This window comes from Micrococcales bacterium, from assembly GCA_009784895.1.
In the GTDB taxonomy this organism is placed as follows: Bacteria; Actinomycetota; Actinomycetes; order Actinomycetales; family WQXJ01; genus WQXJ01.
Genome location: WQXJ01000047.1, coordinates 1 through 15897 on the forward strand (window position 1 = coordinate 1; position 15897 = coordinate 15897).

A 15897-nucleotide genomic window follows, 5' to 3' on the forward strand; every position below is an offset into this window, starting at 1 on the left:
AGCTCTTACAGACTTGAACATGCAGGTCCGGGTGAACTTTAACGTTCACCCAAACCGGCCGGTCATAGGTTGGGGGCAGTGGCAGGAGGACAGGTTTTTCTTCACTGTTGAACACTTCTAACGCTGACATAAGGGTCATTATCGGCTGTGTTGCCATCCTACCCTGACCTGCGTCGCTGCTGCCGGGCTTGGGTGATGTTGGGCTTTGGGCGTATTGGGAACCGAGACTGCAATGGGGGCAGGCGCCTTGGTCCCGGGGACGGGCACAGGTGGTGGCCGAACGCCCAACTTGGTTGGCAGATTGCCCGCTAGTTTTGACACATGGCGAAGGGCTGGCGCGTTTTGGACTGCACCGCGGCTCGCGGTGCTATTGATGCCGACCGGGGGTTGATCACTATTGCCACCGCCGACGGCCAAGTGGACCGTGTGCCGGTCGATGACCTCGCGATCCTTCTACTTGGCACCGGGTTCACTATCACAAGCGGGGCGATGCACCGTCTTGCCGGCTACGACGCAGTCGTGGTCTTGTGCGACTGGGCCGGGAATCCCAAGTCGGTGATGACGCCTTGGTCAAGTCACTCACGCATAGCTCAGCGGCAGATCGCCCAGGCGGGTTTGAGCCCCGCCGACAGAGCCGAGACATGGGGCCGGTTGGTGCGGGCAAAGATAGTGGGTCAAGCCGCCACGCTTGGGACCACCAAACCCCGTTTTGCTTCCAGGTTGGAGGGAATGGCTCAGGACGTCAGACCTGGCGACCCGAACAACACTGAAGGCGCAGCGGCCCGCTTCTATTGGAGCCACTTGTGGGCCAAGGACTTCCGGCGTGACACTGACGGCGGTGACCGAATCAACGCTCTCCTCAACTACGGTTACGGCATCCTGCGGGGGCATGGCATCCGAGCAGTGCTTGGCGCTGGACTGATCGGCGCAGTCGGCGTGGCCCATTCGCACCGGGCCAACCCTTTCAACCTGGTTGCCGACCTAATGGAACCGTTCCGACCGGCAATTGACTTTGCTGTGGTCCATCTGCCACCGTATTCGTCGCTAAAGAAGGTGGAGACAAAGGCCCTGCTGGCGGAGGCGTGTTTCAATGCGTTCACCCCCGGTGGGCCTTCCGTAGCGGCCGAGTTCGAAAGCTTAGCCCAGAGGTTCGGGCGGTTTGCCGAAGGTGAGGCCGATCAGCTAGACGTCACGGCCTGGCGGCCAAATGTCTAAGCCAAGTGGCCGCTGGATCTTGGTAACCCATGACCTACCAGTCCGCTCCAAGTCGCAACGACACGCCGCCATCAGCTTTGCTCGCTGGCTGATTGAGATTGGCTACACCCCGATCCATAGGACTGCGTCTATTCGCTACGTGCCGACAATCACGGCGATTCGCACGGAATTCGCCAGAATCGACCGTGCCGTCCCCTCAAGGGGCACAGTCACCGTAATGGAGCTAGCCAATGCCGCCCATTCGAGGTCGCTGCGCTACGTTGACGGCCAACTGCATTCCCCGCCAGCGCCGCCCCCGTTGTTGACGGTTTACGGCGACCCGGACGGATCCAATTCCCTCTAAACGACGAGACCGACCGGCGAACCCCAGGGGCCGCCGCCCAATTGGTTCAGTCGCTGGTCTATCGACTTGTTTCACAACCTAGAGTAGACTTACCCGGTGACCAAGCGGAGGGACATCGAGCGGCGGATCAACGCCGTTGCCAAGGCTAGGGGTTGGGCCGTGCGAACGGTCGAAGGCGGCAGCCACACGAAAGTCCAGCTAGGACGGCACACAATTGTTCTTCCACGGCACCGGGAAGTTCAAGAACAACTCGGACGCGCGATCCTGCGCAGACTCGATCAAATCGAATTGGAGGATCAATGAACCTGACGGCAAAGTGCTATCGAGGGGAAGGTTGGTGGGGAATCGAGATTGTTGAGTTGCCCAACGTATTCTCCCAAGCTCGGCGACTGGACCAGGTCGAGGCAATGGCCCGTGAGGCCGCCGCCATGTACACCGGGAACAGCACGGCCAGCTTCAGTGTCACCGTCGCGCCACAGCTCAGTTCCGAGGACGCGACTGCGATCGCCACCGCAAGTGAGCGCAAGCGAGCCGCCCTGGTTGCCAACCGATCGGCGGCCGAGGCGAACAGGCTGGCGGCCCGCAGGCTCGCGGACCAGGGAATGACCGTTAGGGATGTGGGCACATTGCTTGGCGTGTCCTATCAGCGTGCCCAGAAACTGCTGGCCGCATAAGCACCGTCTCAGCCTCGACTGGACACCGGCCCAGTTCCCACCACCCACCAGATGCACACCTGCGGCGAATCCGGCAACGGTGACAGCGCTGATGACCATCTCATCGGGCAAGTAGTCGACCGGGATCCACCTACGAAGCACAAGGATGTTGGTATCCAACAGCCCTTCAGTGGGTTCAGAGGGCGTAAGAGTCACCCACGTCCAGATCCAGGCCGGCAACGATGTCGGCGGCCAAGGCCTCCAGCAGCGAGACTCCTGGCTGTCCCGCCGAAGGCGGTCAAGAATTCGGTATAGCGAACACAGTACGCAAAATCTGCTATTCTGTTCGGTATAGCGAACAAATTGGGGGTGGCAGTGATCAGGAGAACGCTCTACCTCGAGCGGGTGCTGAGTTGGGTGGATGCGCCTGTGGTAAAGGTGCTGCGTGGGGTGCGCCGTTGCGGCAAGTCAGTGCTGTTGGAGCAGGTCAAGCAGGAGTTGGTGGAATCCGGCGTCCCAAAGAGCCGAATTCTGCTGTTGAACTTCGAGTCCATGTCAAACGACCACCTGACCACCCACACGGCGCTCTACAAGCACGTCATGGCCTGGGCTGGCGCGGTGGCAAGCCGTGTCCATGTACTCCTCGACGAGGTTCAGTTGGTCGACTCTTGGGAGCGGGCCGTTAACTCCTTGCGGGTTGATTTGGACTGCAACATAGTCATCACTGGGTCGAATGCCTGGCTGCTCTCAACCGAGCTGTCGACGCTCCTGACCGGGCGGTATCTGGAACTTGACGTGTACCCATTGTCCTTCGCCGAGCACCTCGACTTTGTCCAAGCAGACCAGCCCGGAACGGCCAACGACACAGCGGCAGCCTTCGACCAGTACCTGCGCGCCGGCGGGATGCCTGGCGTCCACGCGATGCCCGACGCATCGGCTGCGCTGGTCTACCTGCGCGACGTGTGCGACGGCATTGTCCTCAAGGACATTGTTGCCAGGCACAAGCTGCGCGATGTGGATCTGCTGCAACGGCTCCTAACCTTCCTCATGGATGCCTTGGGGCAGACCGTGTCTGCGAAGAGCATTTCGGCGTTCCTCAAGAGCCAGCGCCGAAGCTTGGGGGCTGAGACTGTCTACAACTACTTGCATGCTGCAACCGAGGCCTGCCTGATCTACAGGGCTGATCGCTACGACATAAAGGGCAAGCGCAACCTGGAGACCCTGGAGAAGTATTTCCTGGCTGACCACGGGTTTGCCCACGCCTGCCTGGGCTACCGCCCTGACGAGATGGCCGGGATCCTTGAGAACATCGTCTACCTGGAACTGTTGCGTCGTGGCTACAGTGTTCGGATTGGCAAGCAGGGAGTAGCCGAGGTCGATTTCGTTGCCGACCGGCAAAACACGCGCTTGTACGTCCAAGTCGCCTATCTGCTGGCCGATTCAACGGTCGTTGAACGGGAATTCACCCCGTTGAGCACGATTTCCGACAACCACCGCAAGGTGGTTTTGTCACTTGACGCTCCTCCAGCCTCTTCTCGTGACGGCATTGAGCGGATCTACCTGCCCGATTTCCTGCTAGCCAGAGACTGGTAGGTGCCTGCCAGACTGACCTTTTTTCTACACAGGAAACCCGTTACGCCGTGCTGCTTTGCCAGACGAACCCGGCGCCTTGTGCCTCTACCAACACCAGGGTGCAGCAGAAGAACTGTGGCCAGCGGCGGTCGCCAGCACCACCATTCCCCTAGGGTGGTGGCCGTGGCGGAGTTGCTTTACCGGCTGGGCCTGTGGTGCGCGCGGCGGGCTCGGACGGTCATTGTGGCGTGGGCGGTTGTGTTAGCGGTGATGGCAGCCGGGTTTGCGTTCGGCTACTCCGGTCTAGTGACCGCCTTCGAAATCCCAGAAACTCCCTCGGCCAGGGTGGTCAGCCAGCTCGAAAAGGGCCTACCAGACTTCGCCGGAGCCTCCGGCAGCATTGTCTTTCGAACCGAAGATGGATCAGCGCTGAGCGATGCCCAACGAGAAGCCATCGCCGCGATCGCCGCAGACCTGGAGTCTTTCACCGACGTCGCCTCGGTGGTCGACCCGTTCGCCGCAGAGCAACAGCGCACCGCTGTGCTTGACCAGCTGGCCGGGGCAGGCAACGACACTGGCGGATTGCCAAACCTGACAGACCTCCAGCCAGAACTACTTCAGCAAATGGCCCAGATGGTCGCCCTGGCCAGCTCCATCCGCATGGTCTCAGAGGACGGTGCCGCCGCCACAGTCCAAGTTTCTTTCACCAAGCTCCGCCTTGACCTGCCCCCCTCCTCAAAGAAGGCAGTCGTCGACTATGTTCAGGCTCATCCCGTTGACGGCGTCGAAGTCGGCATGTCAGCCGAGATCGCCCAACAAACGCCAACGGTCTTTGGCATAAACGAGGTCATCGGCCTGTTGATAGCGCTGATGGTGTTGGGCATCTTGCTGCGCAGCGCCTTAGCCGCCTCACTGCCGCTGGTCTCAGCCTTGACCGGCGTTGGAGTCGCCATCCTTGGCTCACTGGCGTTTTCCGGCCAAATCACCATGACCGTCTTCACCCCAGCATTGGGCGCCATGCTGGGCCTGGCCGTGGGCATCGACTACTCGCTGTTCATTGTCAACCGGCATAGGCGCCAGCTGCGAGCCGGCATGGACCGGCGCGAGTCGATTGGCCTGGCCAATGGCACCTCTGGCAACGCCGTTGTCTTCGCGGGGTCAACCGTCATGGTCGCCTTGCTGGCCCTGAACGTGGTTCGAATCTCGATCCTGTCGGTGATGGGCTCCATCGCCGCCATCTCGGTCGCGGTCGCCGTGGTTGTCGGCGTCACCTTGACCCCGGCCCTGCTCGAGGTGGTCGGGTTGCGGGTGTTGACGAAAAAGGAACGCCAGGCGGTCGACAGCCATGCGCCAGCGCCGGCACGGGGCAAAGTCAAAGAGATTGCCCGATGGCGCGCGGTTGCGACCGTAGTCATCGCGGTCCCGGCCCTGCTCGCCATCGCGATCCCATCAATGTCGATGCGGATGGGACTGCCTGATGGCTCGGCCGAGCCGCTCGACTCCCTGGCCCACCGGGGCTACGCCATCACCCAGGAGGAGTTTGGCCCGGGCGCCAACTCGCCGCTTTTGGTGATCGCCCCACTACCCGGCCAGCTCAACCCGCTGACCAGACAGTCGGTCCAGGTCGACGTAGCCAAGGCCATCGGCGCGGTTGACGGTGTGGACGGAGTCGCGCCGGTTGGTTTCAGCCAAGATGGCTCCTTCGCCGCCTTCCAGGTCCAGCCGGCTGGTGGACCGGACTCAGACTTGACCAAGAGTGTGGTTCGACAGCTGCGTGACCTGGCGCCCCTGGAGGAGGGCTCGACCCTGGGCGTGGCCGGACAGGCGGCCATCAACATTGACCTTTCACAGAAGCTGCGAGATGTCTTGGTGCCCTATCTGGTGATCGTGGTGGGCCTGTCGCTGATCATCATGCTGATTGTTTTCAGGTCATTGCTGGTCCCGCTGATCGCAACGGGTGGCTTTGTGCTGTCGCTCCTGGCGGCGTACGGGGCGGTCGTGGCGATCTTCCAGTGGGGCTGGCTGCCGTGGCTGTCCGGCGCCCAGATTCCTGGCCCAATCCTCAACTTCCTGCCAATCATGATGGCCGGCATCTTGTTTGGGCTGGCCATGGACTACCAGCTCTTCATCGCCACTGGCATGCGCGAGGCCTATGCTCACGGCCGGCCGGCCCGGCTGGCTGTGGTGCAAGGGTTGGGCGCCGGCCGCGCCGTGGTCAGCGCGGCGGGGCTGATCATGGCCTCGGTCTTTGGTGGCTTTGCCTTTTCGCATTCGGTCATGATCCGTCCGGTTGCCTTTGCCTTGGCGGTTGGCGTGTTGCTTGACGCCTTCGTGGTGCGGCTGACTCTGATGCCGGCGCTGATGCACCTGATCGGAACCAAAGCCTGGTGGCTGCCGAGCTGGCTCGACCGGATCCTGCCAAACGTCGATGTCGAGGGCACCAAGTTGGAGCGCGCCCACGAGGTGGCCCACCGAGTGTGAAGATCTACGCCGTACTTGACCTCTGGTTCCTGCTACTCCGGTGACGGCGGCTTCCCAGCCATTACTTGGCGGGCCAAGGCCGCCGCCTACCAGCCTGACGGCGACGGGTGGCAACTGGTCGACGCCGGCGGCTCCGAACTCGCCACCCTGACCATGGACGGGGCGCCCCGACTGACCCAACCATGGCCGACTTTTACCGTCATCTACCGGAAATCACCGACGAGGCGAGGTCTTTCTGGCGGAGCCCGCCCCGCTGGCGTATCAGTGAAAACCTTTACCTGGCCGGCTTGAGGAAGATGTCAAGCCAGCGTTCAACTTGGTCGAGTGTGGACGCGTCGACCCGACGGTCGGCGCGACTGATCCGGGATCTAGAAATGGTCCGCGGCTGCTCTGTGACAATCCACGAAGGCTCCCGCAAGACCCCGGCAGGATTCACGGCTACGTGGTTGGGCCAGCCTCGGTCAACTGTCGTGATAGGCAAGATGATCACGAGGTCCGTCACCAGGCTGAGGTAGTCGTCGCTGGACACCACCAGCACTGGACGATGTCCGGCGTATTCCTTGCCCAAGACAGGGTCGAGCTCGGCCCATGCCACCATCCCTTGCGCCAACCCCCCGGCAGTGCTCATTGGCCGTCCTTGAGCGAAGCCGCCTCCCAGACATCAGACTCGGCTCGCCAGGAAGCCATCAGCTCTGGGGTTGTGGCCCCGATGGCCTGGCGCATGGCCTCGACCATTTGTTGGCGTTGTTCAAGGCGAAGGAGGTGGTCAATGAAGTCATTGATTGACCGATACGGCCGGGCGCCGGCCTTTAGCCGTCGATGTGTGGCCTGGGACACCTTTATGGTGGTCGCCGGGCTTGGTGTCGTTGTCGCCATACACTCAGTATACCCCGGGTATTCCTGCCGTCATACCTGGCGTCCGCGAGCGCCATCTGCCCTGCCCACCGGACTGCCGGGCTGAACCAGGCCGGCGATAAAGTGGTAGGGCTAAGTCACACCACCAACTCGATCTAAGGCGCGACCTGCCATGCAATTCATTTGCTACCCCAAATGCACAACCTGTCAAAAGGCGAAGCGGTGGTTGGAGGCCCAAGGCCTTGAATACCAGTACCGGGACATCAAGGAAGAGGCGCCAACTCACGATGAGCTGGTTGCCTGGCACCAGCTCAGCGGTCTGCCGATCCGACGCTGGTTTAACACCAACGGCGGGCTTTATCGCTCAATGGAGCTGAAGGACAAACTGCCCACAATGAGCCAGGAAGAACAGCTCAGACTGTTGGCCACCGACGGCATGTTGGTCAAGCGCCCACTGCTGGTTGATCAGGATTTGGTCCTGGTTGGCTTCAAACAAGCCGAATGGGAGGCCCACCTAGCGGGCTAGGGCAGAGGGCCTGCGAATCCTCGGCCTAGGCCTTGCGTATCCACGGCTTAGGCCTTGCGTATCCACGGTTTAGGGCCTGCGAATCCACGGCTTGGGCCTTGCGAATCCACGGTTTAGGATTTGCGAATCCACGGGCAGATGGCACAGTCCAGGCTTGAAACAACTCCTGACCAGGCACGCCGGGCCAGTGGCAAGTGACGATCTCTCCTGCATGCCCGGCCTGATCATCGAGGGGCTCGCCAAGTCGGCAAGAGCACACTGGCGCTGCAACTGGCCGCCTAAATCTGCTTGGCCTCAGCCAGGGCGAATTAGCTGGCCAGCCAGATGATCTCGCAGCTGCCGCCTGTCAGCTGCCGCTCGACCGGCTGGCCGGGATTGTTCTCAACACCGGCCAAACCGGCTATCGCTTTGCGGACAGGCTCTACGGCCTGCCAGTCAGCGCGCTATGGGAGCTGTGGGCGACCAACCGGCAGTCACGTGGGCGATAAGACTTAGGCCGATGTCGGAAGGCCAAGTCAGATGGCAGCCCAACCGCCGTCAACCGGCAAGGTGACGCCGTTGGTGTTGGCCGCCGCGACGTCATCGGCCAGCCAAGAGACGGCAATTTCCGGCCTGGGCCTTCAGGCCCATGGAGTTTGGGGTTCTAGGGCGGCGAGGTCCACCGTGGCAATTGGTAGTTGATCGAAATCTGCCGTGTTTGCCGTCAGGATTGTCCCGATCCCATGGGCCAGGGCGCAGGCGGCGATGTTGGAATCGTGCACGCGAACTCCTGAGAGCTTTGCAGAGCCCAGGATTGCGCGCAGTTTTGCCCAGGTCTTGAGCGTTTCCGGCAAGACCTCGACGGCCGTTTCGAATTCGTCAATGTTGGCCAGAGCCCGGTCCAGGGCTAGGCCAAGGCCATTTGCCGTCCTTGGCCGGGTGGCAACCGCCAGATACTCCCTCAGCACTTGCGTGCTGGTGTAGGTCCGCACTCCCTGACTGGGCCAGTCCTCCAGTGCGAACAAGGCATTGCGGCGCAGGGCTCTCGCCGAATCGGTTGCTGCCAAGAACACGTTCGTGTCCAGTAGTGCCCGTCCCAGTCTTGGCTCTGTCACCGACCCGCCTCGTAGATCTCGTCGCGGCTCCAGGTGGACTCGCCCATTGAGGCACCCACGGCCAGGCGGAGGTTCCTTCTCTTCGGCGGGGCCAGAGGCTGGGCCGCCGCCTGCTCCAACACATCAAGCAGTTCAGCTTGCAGTGACCGCCCTTGGGCGCTGGCCTTTTCGGCCAGCGCTCGCTTGGTTTCCGGTTTGACGTTACGAACAAGAATGTCCATCTGATAATGATATCACTATCATTGCCTTAGGGTCCGGCAGCCTCCTGGCGCGGAGCGCATCCGGGCAAGTTTGTAGGGCTCTGGCGTGGGATCAGTGGCAGGCCAATCACCACCACCTCCCCAGCCGCAGTGCCGCGACCAAACCCAGGCAAGCGGCACCGGGCAACCGGAATCCGGCCGCCCGTTGCCTCTTCGGACTGCTACATCTTTGTTGGCTTGTTGATCTCCGCGAAGAAGTCGTTGCCCTTGTTGTCCACCACAATGAAGGCGGGGAAGTCGACCACGTCGATCTTCCAGATCGCCTCCATGCCCAGCTCGGGATACTCGAGCACCTCGACCGACTTGATGCAGTCTTGCGCCAGCTGTGCGGCCGGGCCGCCAATCGAGCCAAGATAGAAGCCGCCGTGCTTGGCGCAGGCGTCAGTGACTTGCTGGCTGCGGTTACCCTTGGCCACCATCACCATCGAGCCGCCATTGGCCTGGAACAGATCGACATAAGAGTCCATTCGCCCGGCTGTAGTGGGCCCAAATGAACCAGAGGGCATGCCTTCAGGTGTCTTGGCTGGCCCGGCGTAGTAGACGGGATAGTCCTTGAAGTATTGAGGCAACCCTTCGCCGGCGTCGAGACGTTCCTTCAGCTTGGCGTGGGCAATGTCGCGCCCTACCACCAGCGTGCCGGTCAGCGACAGGCGCGTCTTGATCGGGTATTTGTCGAGCTCAGCCAGGACTTCCGGCATTGGCCGGCGCAGGTCAATGGCCACCGCTTCGGCGCCCTGAGGGCTGCCGACCAGTTCTTCGTGGCGGACCTCAGGCATGTACTGCGCCGGGTCGGTCTCCAGCTGCTCAATGAAGACCCCGTCGCGGGTGATCTTGCCCAAGCACTGGCGGTCGGCTGAACAAGACACTGACACCGCGATTGGCACCGAGGCGCCGTGGCGCGGTAGGCGAACCACACGCACGTCGTGGCAGTAGAACCGGCCACCAAATTGTGCGCCCAGACCCATTTTCTGGGTCATTTCCAACACCTGCTGTTCCATTTCCAGGTCACGGAAGCCGCGGCCGGAGGGATCACCGGTGGTGGGCAGCGTGTCCAAGTATTTGGCGGAGGCGTATTTGGCCGTCTTGAGCGCGAACTCGGCAGAGGTGCCGCCGATGACGACCGCCAAGTGGTAGGGCGGGCAGGCGGCCGTGCCTAAGGAGCGGATCTTCTCGTCCAAGAACCGCATCATCGAAGCCGGGTTTAGCACGGCCTTGGTTTCTTGGTACAGATAAGACTTGTTGGCCGAGCCACCGCCCTTGGCCATGAACAAGAACTTGTAGACCAGCTCGTGGCCCGGTGCGGTGTCGGCGTAGAGCTCGATCTGCGCCGGCAAATTGGTCTTGGTGTTGACCTCATCCCACATGTTCAACGGGGCGTTCATGGAATAGCGCAGGTTGTACTGGGTGTATGCGTTGAATACACCTTTCGACAGTGCCTTTTCGTCTGGCCCGTCCGTCAGAACTTGCTGGCCGCGCTTGCCCATGATTACCGCGGTGCCAGTGTCTTGGCACATTGGCAGGACGCCGGCTGAAGAGATGTTGGCGTTCATCAACAACACATGCGCCACAAACTGGTCGTTGGCGCTGGCCTCAGGATCTTGGACAATCTTGCGCAGCTGCGCCAAATGGGCCGGCCGCAGGTAGTGCGCAATGTCATGCATGGCCGTGGTCGCCAAGGTCTCAAGCGCCTCGGGTGCCACACTGAGAAACTCCCGGCCGTCCGGTCCCTTGACCACCTCAACGCCGTCAGTGGTCAAAAGACGATACGGCGTCTCGTCTTGGCCAATGGGCAGCATGTCTTCGTACAGGAAATCAGTCATTTTCCAACGCTCCTTGGTTGATCCTCAGCCAATCATGCCACGGCCAGCGAGTGGGGCCGGGTGCAAATTCGAAGGGATTTACACCGGTGCTCAGGCAGGGGCCGTCGAGGAGGCCGCTGCCCCAAGAAATGACGTCAAACCGATGGACTGTTGGCATGGCTCTTCGGCGTCCGCCGGCGCCTGGGCGCGGGAAAGCTACGGTGGTGTCCCGTGGCGAAGGGGGCGACCTGGTGGCACAATGGCCGGGTGCGTGTCCATAATTTTGCGGCTGGCCCGGCCATGCTGCCCACAGAAGTCCTTGAAATCGCCCAAGCCGAGCTAGTTGACTGGCAAGGTTCCGGCATGTCCGTCATGGAGGTGTCCCACCGGGGCAAAGCCTTTGTGGCCTGCGCCGCTGCGGCCGAGCAGTCCCTGCGTAACCTGCTTGGCGTGCCTGACAACTACCGGGTTCTCTTCCTTCAAGGTGGTGCCACCGCCCAGTTCTCCCTGGTCCCAATGAACATCACCAAACCCGGTGACACAGTGGCGTTCCTCCACACCGGCCAGTGGTCGGCCAAAGCCATCAAGTTTGCCAAGGCGCAGGAACTGAACGTCGAAGTGATTGCCGATGAGGCTGAGTCGAACTATTCGACCGTGCCAGCTGCCGGCTCCTACGACTTGCCCGCCAATGCGGCCTACCTCCACTACACCCCGAATGAAACCATTGGCGGCGTCGAGTTCGACTACATCCCCGAGACCGGCGACGTGCCCTTGGTGGCTGATATGTCCTCCACCATTGTCTCCCGCCCGCTTGACGTTAGCCGCTACGGCATCATCTACGCCGGCGCCCAAAAGAACCTGGGACCATCTGGCGTCACCGTTGTGATTGTGCGCGACGACCTGACCGGCAAGGCCCGGCCAAACACCCCAGGGGTCTTCGACTACGCCGCCCAGGCCGGCGCCGATTCGATGCTCAATACTCCGCCCACTTTTGCCGTCTACCTGCTAGGCCAGGTCCTTCAGTGGATCGAGCGCATTGGTGGGCTAACGGCCATGGCCCAGCGTAACCAGGCCAAAGCGGCGGCCCTGTACGCCGCCATCGACGGCTCCGAGTTCTACGCCAACCCGGTCGCCCTGAACGCCCGCAGTTGGATGAACGTGCCGTTCACCTTGGCTGATCCGGACCTCGATGCTGACTTCCTGAAAGAGGCTGAGGCCGCCGGCCTGACAAATCTCAAGGGCCACCGGTCGGTTGGTGGCATGCGGGCCAGCATCTACAACGCCATGCCGCAGGCCGGTATTGATGCGTTGATCGCCTTTATGGCTGATTTTGCCAACCGTCGCGGCTGAGGTACAAGGAGACAGCAACATGACCTTCCAGATCAAAACCCTAAACGCCATCAGCCCCATAGGCCTGGAGCGTTTCCCAGCCGAGAGCTACGAGGTTGGCACCGACCTGGCCGCGCCGGCCGCTTTGCTGTTGCGTTCGGCCAATCTGCACGATGTGCCTATCCCCGAATCCCTGCTGGCTGTGGCCCGGGCCGGGGCCGGCACCAACAACATCCCTATTCCGGACTATTCGGCTGTGGGCATCCCGGTTTTCAACACCCCAGGCGCTAACGCCAATGCCGTCAAGGAGTTGACCTTGGCCGGCATTTTGTTGGCCGCACGCAACATTATTGACGGAGCGGCTTTTGCCCACCGCCTGAGGGGCGACGCCAAGGAAATGAACGCCGCGGTCGAAAAGGGCAAGAAGCAATTCGCTGGCTGGGAACTGCCAGGCCGGGTGCTGTCAGTAGTTGGTCTGGGCGCCATTGGCGTCGAAGTGGCCAATTCGGCCTGCGCCCTGGGCATGACCGTTTTGGGCTACGACCCGGGTGTGACGGTGGAAAGTGCCTGGAAACTGTCGCCTCTAGTTGAACGGGTCACCAGCCCGGAGCAGGCCTACCAGCGAGCCGACATTGTGACCATGCATTTGCCGCTGACACCTGAAACCACCGGACTAGTTGGCGCCGAGCAGTTGGCTCAGATGCGGCCAACCACGGTGCTAATCAACTTCTCCCGCGGGCCAATTGTCGATGAAGCGGCCTTGGTGGCCGCGCTCGAGGCTGAGCAGCTGCGGGGCTACGTCTGCGACTTCCCCTCACCGGCACTAAACACCCGGCCCAAGGTTGTGACACTGCCGCATCTGGGTGCTTCAACAGCTGAGGCGGAAGAAAACTGCGCCCGGATGGCGGTCGACCAGCTGCGGGCCTATTTGGAGAACGGTGTTATCCGCAATTCGGTCAACTTCCCGGCTATCGACCTGCCGCGACGCGAGCAGACCAGTCGCCTGGCCATGGCCAACTCCAATGTGCCCAATATGGTGGGCCAGGTTTCGGCCCTGGTGGCCGGAGCCAACCTCAACATCGCCGACCTGCTCAACCGGTCAAAGGGCGAGTTGGCCTACACCTTGGTTGACGTTGAGGGTGAGATCCCTGATGCGCTTTTGGAGAAGATCAAGGCGATCGACGGGATGCTCTCAGCCCGAGTCCTTTAGTGGTCCACTTTCCATAGCCATCAATACCCGCGCGCCGGGGTCCGCCGCCTGGACCTCGGCGCGCGCATCTATTCGCCGTGGCCTTTGAAGCGGGGCGTGGCCGCCAACGAACCAGGCGCCGCCTGGGTGAGGGTACTGTTGCCGAAAATAGGGAACCACGCCAACGCGCCTGGGCGTTTTGCCCAGGCGCGTTGCGTCTGTTGTTGGGGCCCGGTCCCCGTCGAGGGGCCGGGCAGGTGGCGGTGACGCCCCTAGATCACGCCGTCACTTTGGCCGCCTCGAATTCGTTTTCCTCGGCTTGTTCGTGGTCTTTTGCCCGCTTGTACACCCGGTAGGCAATCACAGCCTGCGCCGCCAACAAGATGACATGAGTGATAGTCCACTGGTCGACCCATCCGATTGGCCGAGTCAGGTCCTGGGTCAGGGCAAAGATGACGATTCCTACCAGAGCCAGAAGCCCGGTAACGGTCATCCACTTCAGGCGGCGCTCATGCTCTTGGGAAGCCTCAGGCTGGTCAGGACTACCGTCTTGGCCATCGGACTCCTCTAAGCCGCGCTCCTGATTGTCTGGCTCATCCCAATAGCGGCGGGCCAGGGCCCAGGCTGCTACGGCCAGCGCCAGCAAAATGCTCAGCAATGACAGCAACAAGTTGGCCAACGCCCAGGTCTGGTGCTCGACTTGTGCTGACGGCTGCGCGGCTGGGGCCTTTGGTTGTACCAAGGTCTCAGGTGCAGTCTTGGGCAAGTAGGGGTCGAGCCCGCTGTGCCAGGCCGATTTCTTGGGCGGTTGAGCCGAGTCGGAGTACGGTCCGCCAGACGAGCCGTACCCGCCGGTGCTTCCTGATGACCGGTAGGAGTTTGACCCGTAGTAGTTAGACGCGTAGTAGCTTGGCCCAGTGCTTGGCGCCACGTTTGGTGCCGGCTGCGGTTTGATCGGGACCGGTTTGGGGTTGGGTATTGGACCAATGTCTGACCAAACGGCGTACAAAGTCACCGGACCGTGGATAGTGAACTTCGCGCCGGGGTTGTAGCCCGCATCGGCACCGGTGGCGGCCGGATTTGTCGACCATCCGACCCAGCGCATGTTTGGCGGCGGGGTCAAACCAGCACCGCTCAGCACCGTCACGCTGTAACCCGCCAGATAGGCCGAGTTCGGATCGATTATGCTGCCAGCGCCACCATTTGCGTGGTAGGCAATGTGATGCCGGTCGTTGTCAACCCAAACTGCATACAACGCCATCGGACCGGAGACAACAAAGCCGTTGCCGGGCGCGAAGGCCGGGTCGGGGCTGGTGGCGTCCTGGTCAGTAGACCAACCGGCGAAGTGCTTGCCCAGCGGCGGAATCAATCCCCCGCCACTTTGGGCTGTGGCCGGATCGCCGGCCAGGTAGGACCCGTTCGGGTCTACCACAGAGCCAACACCACCGTTGGCGCTGTAGCCAACTGCATGCCGATCCGGACCCAGTGGAGCATCGTCCGCCCAGACGGCGTACAAGGTGACCGGGTCGGTGATCCTGAAGGTCGCGCCTGGGGCATAGACCGGGTTGGGCGCGGCGGCGGCGGGATCATGTGACCAACCCACGAAATGCATGTCAGTTGGCGGAGTCAGGCCGGCATCGCTTTGGACAGTGGCCTTGGTGCCGGACAAATGTGGCGAGCTTGGGTCGACCACACTGCCGCTGCCGCCATTGGCGTCATAGATCACGCTGTGGCGCGGGTTCTCGGCCCAGATCGCATACATCGTCACCGGGCCAACTAGCTTGTGCACCTTGCCCGCGGCCAGGGCCGGGTCCGGGCTGGCGGCAGACGGGTTAGTTGACCATCCGGTGAAATACATGCCTGGCGGTGGGGTTAGACCAATGCCGTCGAGAATCGCCACCCAGCTGTCGCCTCGATGCGGCGAATTGGGATCGACCAAGGTGCCGCTGCCACCATTGGCGTCATAGAGCACCGGGTACCACTGGTCGACAGACCAGACGGCATAGAGCGTCAGGGTCGCCGTCATGGTGATAGTGTCGCCCGGCATGTAGCCGGTTTCTGGTTTGGCGGCGGCCGGGTTGGTGGTCCAGCCGGCAAAGTGCTTGCCCGATGGCGCCGTCACACCAGCAGCGTCGAGAACCGTCAGGGTGGTCCCGTCTAGGAACACCCCTGGTGGCGCGGGCGGGCTGCCCGTGCCGGCGCCTATTTCGTAGGTCAAGGTCCAGTAGACCAGGGTCACTGCGTTGGTGCCACCGTCACTGACGGTGATGGTCACACCGGTATCGACCCCGTCGAGCCAAATCTCGTAGTCGCCGGCCTCGACATCCTGAGTGTATGTTCCGTCATTCTGGTCATCTAGGTCCTCGCCTCTGGTGAAGCCAAGAGGATTCAGCTCAACGTCCTGGCCCGGCAGGGCAAGTCCGTCAAGCATCAGTGTGATGGTGGTGGGGTACTTCGGGTTTTCTTGGAACACAGCCACATAAGTGCCAGCCCCGTTTAGACCACCAACCCGGTCAGGGTTGAGTGTCAACTCGTCAGTGATCGGCGGGTCACTGAAATAGTCGTCCCCATCAGCGAACCA

At 61.8% G+C, this 15897-nt stretch carries 15 protein-coding genes; 9 read left to right on the top strand and 6 right to left on the bottom strand.

Annotation, left to right across the window (positions count from 1 at the left end; all coding sequences use genetic code 11):
* Positions 1-321: 321 nt before the first annotated feature.
* The 6 genes from cas1 to FWD29_08165 all read left to right on the top strand — a co-directional run bounded on the left by cas1 (position 322) and on the right by FWD29_08165 (position 6264).
* Positions 322-1215 (top strand): type II CRISPR-associated endonuclease Cas1, encoded by an 894-nt coding sequence (cas1, locus tag FWD29_08140; GenBank protein ID MCL2803899.1) that lies wholly within the window; start codon positions 322-324, stop codon positions 1213-1215.
* The gene (locus FWD29_08145) at positions 1208-1558 is read left to right on the top strand and encodes a hypothetical protein (protein MCL2803900.1); all 351 of its coding nucleotides are present in this window, start codon (positions 1208-1210) and stop codon (positions 1556-1558) included. Before cas1 ends, FWD29_08145 begins: the two co-directional genes overlap by 8 nt.
* A gap of 96 nt (positions 1559-1654) precedes the next feature.
* Positions 1655-1861 carry a hypothetical protein gene (locus tag FWD29_08150; protein ID MCL2803901.1) on the top strand — a complete coding sequence of 69 codons (207 nt, stop codon included), beginning with the start codon at positions 1655-1657 and terminating at the stop codon, positions 1859-1861.
* Entirely contained in the window at positions 1858-2232 is a 375-nt protein-coding gene (locus tag FWD29_08155; GenBank protein ID MCL2803902.1) for a hypothetical protein, read from the top strand. Before FWD29_08150 ends, FWD29_08155 begins: the two co-directional genes overlap by 4 nt.
* A 354-nt stretch (positions 2233-2586) precedes the next feature.
* Entirely contained in the window at positions 2587-3804 is a 1218-nt protein-coding gene (locus FWD29_08160) for an ATP-binding protein (protein ID MCL2803903.1), read from the top strand.
* Between the two features lie 162 nt (positions 3805-3966).
* Complete coding sequence (locus FWD29_08165; protein MCL2803904.1) at positions 3967-6264, top strand: MMPL family transporter; 2298 nt, start codon at positions 3967-3969, stop codon at positions 6262-6264.
* 274 nt (positions 6265-6538) lie between these two features.
* Here FWD29_08165 and FWD29_08170 read toward each other — a convergent pair whose 3' ends face one another.
* Entirely contained in the window at positions 6539-6892 is a 354-nt protein-coding gene (locus tag FWD29_08170) for a type II toxin-antitoxin system PemK/MazF family toxin (GenBank protein MCL2803905.1), read from the bottom strand.
* A complete protein-coding gene (locus tag FWD29_08175) occupies positions 6889-7140 on the bottom strand; it encodes a hypothetical protein (GenBank protein MCL2803906.1) in 252 nt (83 codons plus the stop codon). Before FWD29_08175 ends, FWD29_08170 begins: the two co-directional genes overlap by 4 nt.
* A 205-nt stretch (positions 7141-7345) precedes the next feature.
* Between FWD29_08175 and FWD29_08180 the strand changes: the two genes are divergently transcribed.
* Positions 7346-7645, top strand: a complete 300-nt coding sequence (locus FWD29_08180) for an arsenate reductase family protein (GenBank protein MCL2803907.1) — start codon at positions 7346-7348, stop codon at positions 7643-7645.
* 620 nt (positions 7646-8265) lie between these two features.
* On the opposite strand, the gene FWD29_08185 is transcribed toward FWD29_08180, so the two are convergent.
* The 3 genes from FWD29_08185 to FWD29_08195 form a co-directional block, all read right to left on the bottom strand.
* Positions 8266-8739, bottom strand: coding sequence for a PIN domain-containing protein (locus tag FWD29_08185; protein ID MCL2803908.1), 474 nt, complete (start codon positions 8737-8739; stop codon positions 8266-8268).
* Positions 8736-8960 (bottom strand): hypothetical protein, encoded by a 225-nt coding sequence (locus tag FWD29_08190; GenBank protein MCL2803909.1) that lies wholly within the window; start codon positions 8958-8960, stop codon positions 8736-8738. The genes FWD29_08185 and FWD29_08190 overlap by 4 nt, the downstream gene beginning before the upstream one ends.
* A gap of 200 nt (positions 8961-9160) precedes the next feature.
* On the bottom strand, positions 9161-10819 hold the full coding sequence (locus tag FWD29_08195; protein MCL2803910.1) for a fumarate hydratase: 1659 nt from the start codon (positions 10817-10819) through the stop codon (positions 9161-9163).
* Positions 10820-11065: 246 nt separating this feature from the next.
* Between FWD29_08195 and serC the strand changes: the two genes are divergently transcribed.
* Positions 11066-12148: a 3-phosphoserine/phosphohydroxythreonine transaminase gene (gene serC / locus FWD29_08200; GenBank protein MCL2803911.1), complete on the top strand. Its 1083-nt coding sequence runs from the start codon at positions 11066-11068 to the stop codon at positions 12146-12148.
* 19 nt (positions 12149-12167) lie between these two features.
* Complete coding sequence (locus FWD29_08205; GenBank protein MCL2803912.1) at positions 12168-13337, top strand: phosphoglycerate dehydrogenase; 1170 nt, start codon at positions 12168-12170, stop codon at positions 13335-13337.
* A 256-nt stretch (positions 13338-13593) separates the two neighbouring features.
* Here FWD29_08205 and FWD29_08210 read toward each other — a convergent pair.
* A partial coding sequence (locus tag FWD29_08210; protein ID MCL2803913.1) for an InlB B-repeat-containing protein occupies positions 13594-15897 on the bottom strand: 2304 nt, incomplete at its 5' end.

Bases quoted from the DNA above. Each gene is read 5' to 3' on its own strand.
- cas1 (MCL2803899.1), top strand. From the start codon at position 322: ATGGCGAAGGGCTGGCGCGTTTTGGACTGCACCGCGGCTCGCGGTGCT.
- FWD29_08145 (MCL2803900.1), top strand. From the start codon at position 1,208: ATGTCTAAGCCAAGTGGCCGCTGGATCTTGGTAACCCATGACCTACCA.
- FWD29_08155 (MCL2803902.1), top strand. From the start codon at position 1,858: ATGAACCTGACGGCAAAGTGCTATCGAGGGGAAGGTTGGTGGGGAATC.
- FWD29_08170 (MCL2803905.1), bottom strand. From the start codon at position 6,892: ATGAGCACTGCCGGGGGGTTGGCGCAAGGGATGGTGGCATGGGCCGAG.
- FWD29_08175 (MCL2803906.1), bottom strand. From the start codon at position 7,140: ATGGCGACAACGACACCAAGCCCGGCGACCACCATAAAGGTGTCCCAG.
- FWD29_08190 (MCL2803909.1), bottom strand. From the start codon at position 8,960: ATGGACATTCTTGTTCGTAACGTCAAACCGGAAACCAAGCGAGCGCTG.
- FWD29_08195 (MCL2803910.1), bottom strand. From the start codon at position 10,819: ATGACTGATTTCCTGTACGAAGACATGCTGCCCATTGGCCAAGACGAG.
- FWD29_08205 (MCL2803912.1), top strand. From the start codon at position 12,168: ATGACCTTCCAGATCAAAACCCTAAACGCCATCAGCCCCATAGGCCTG.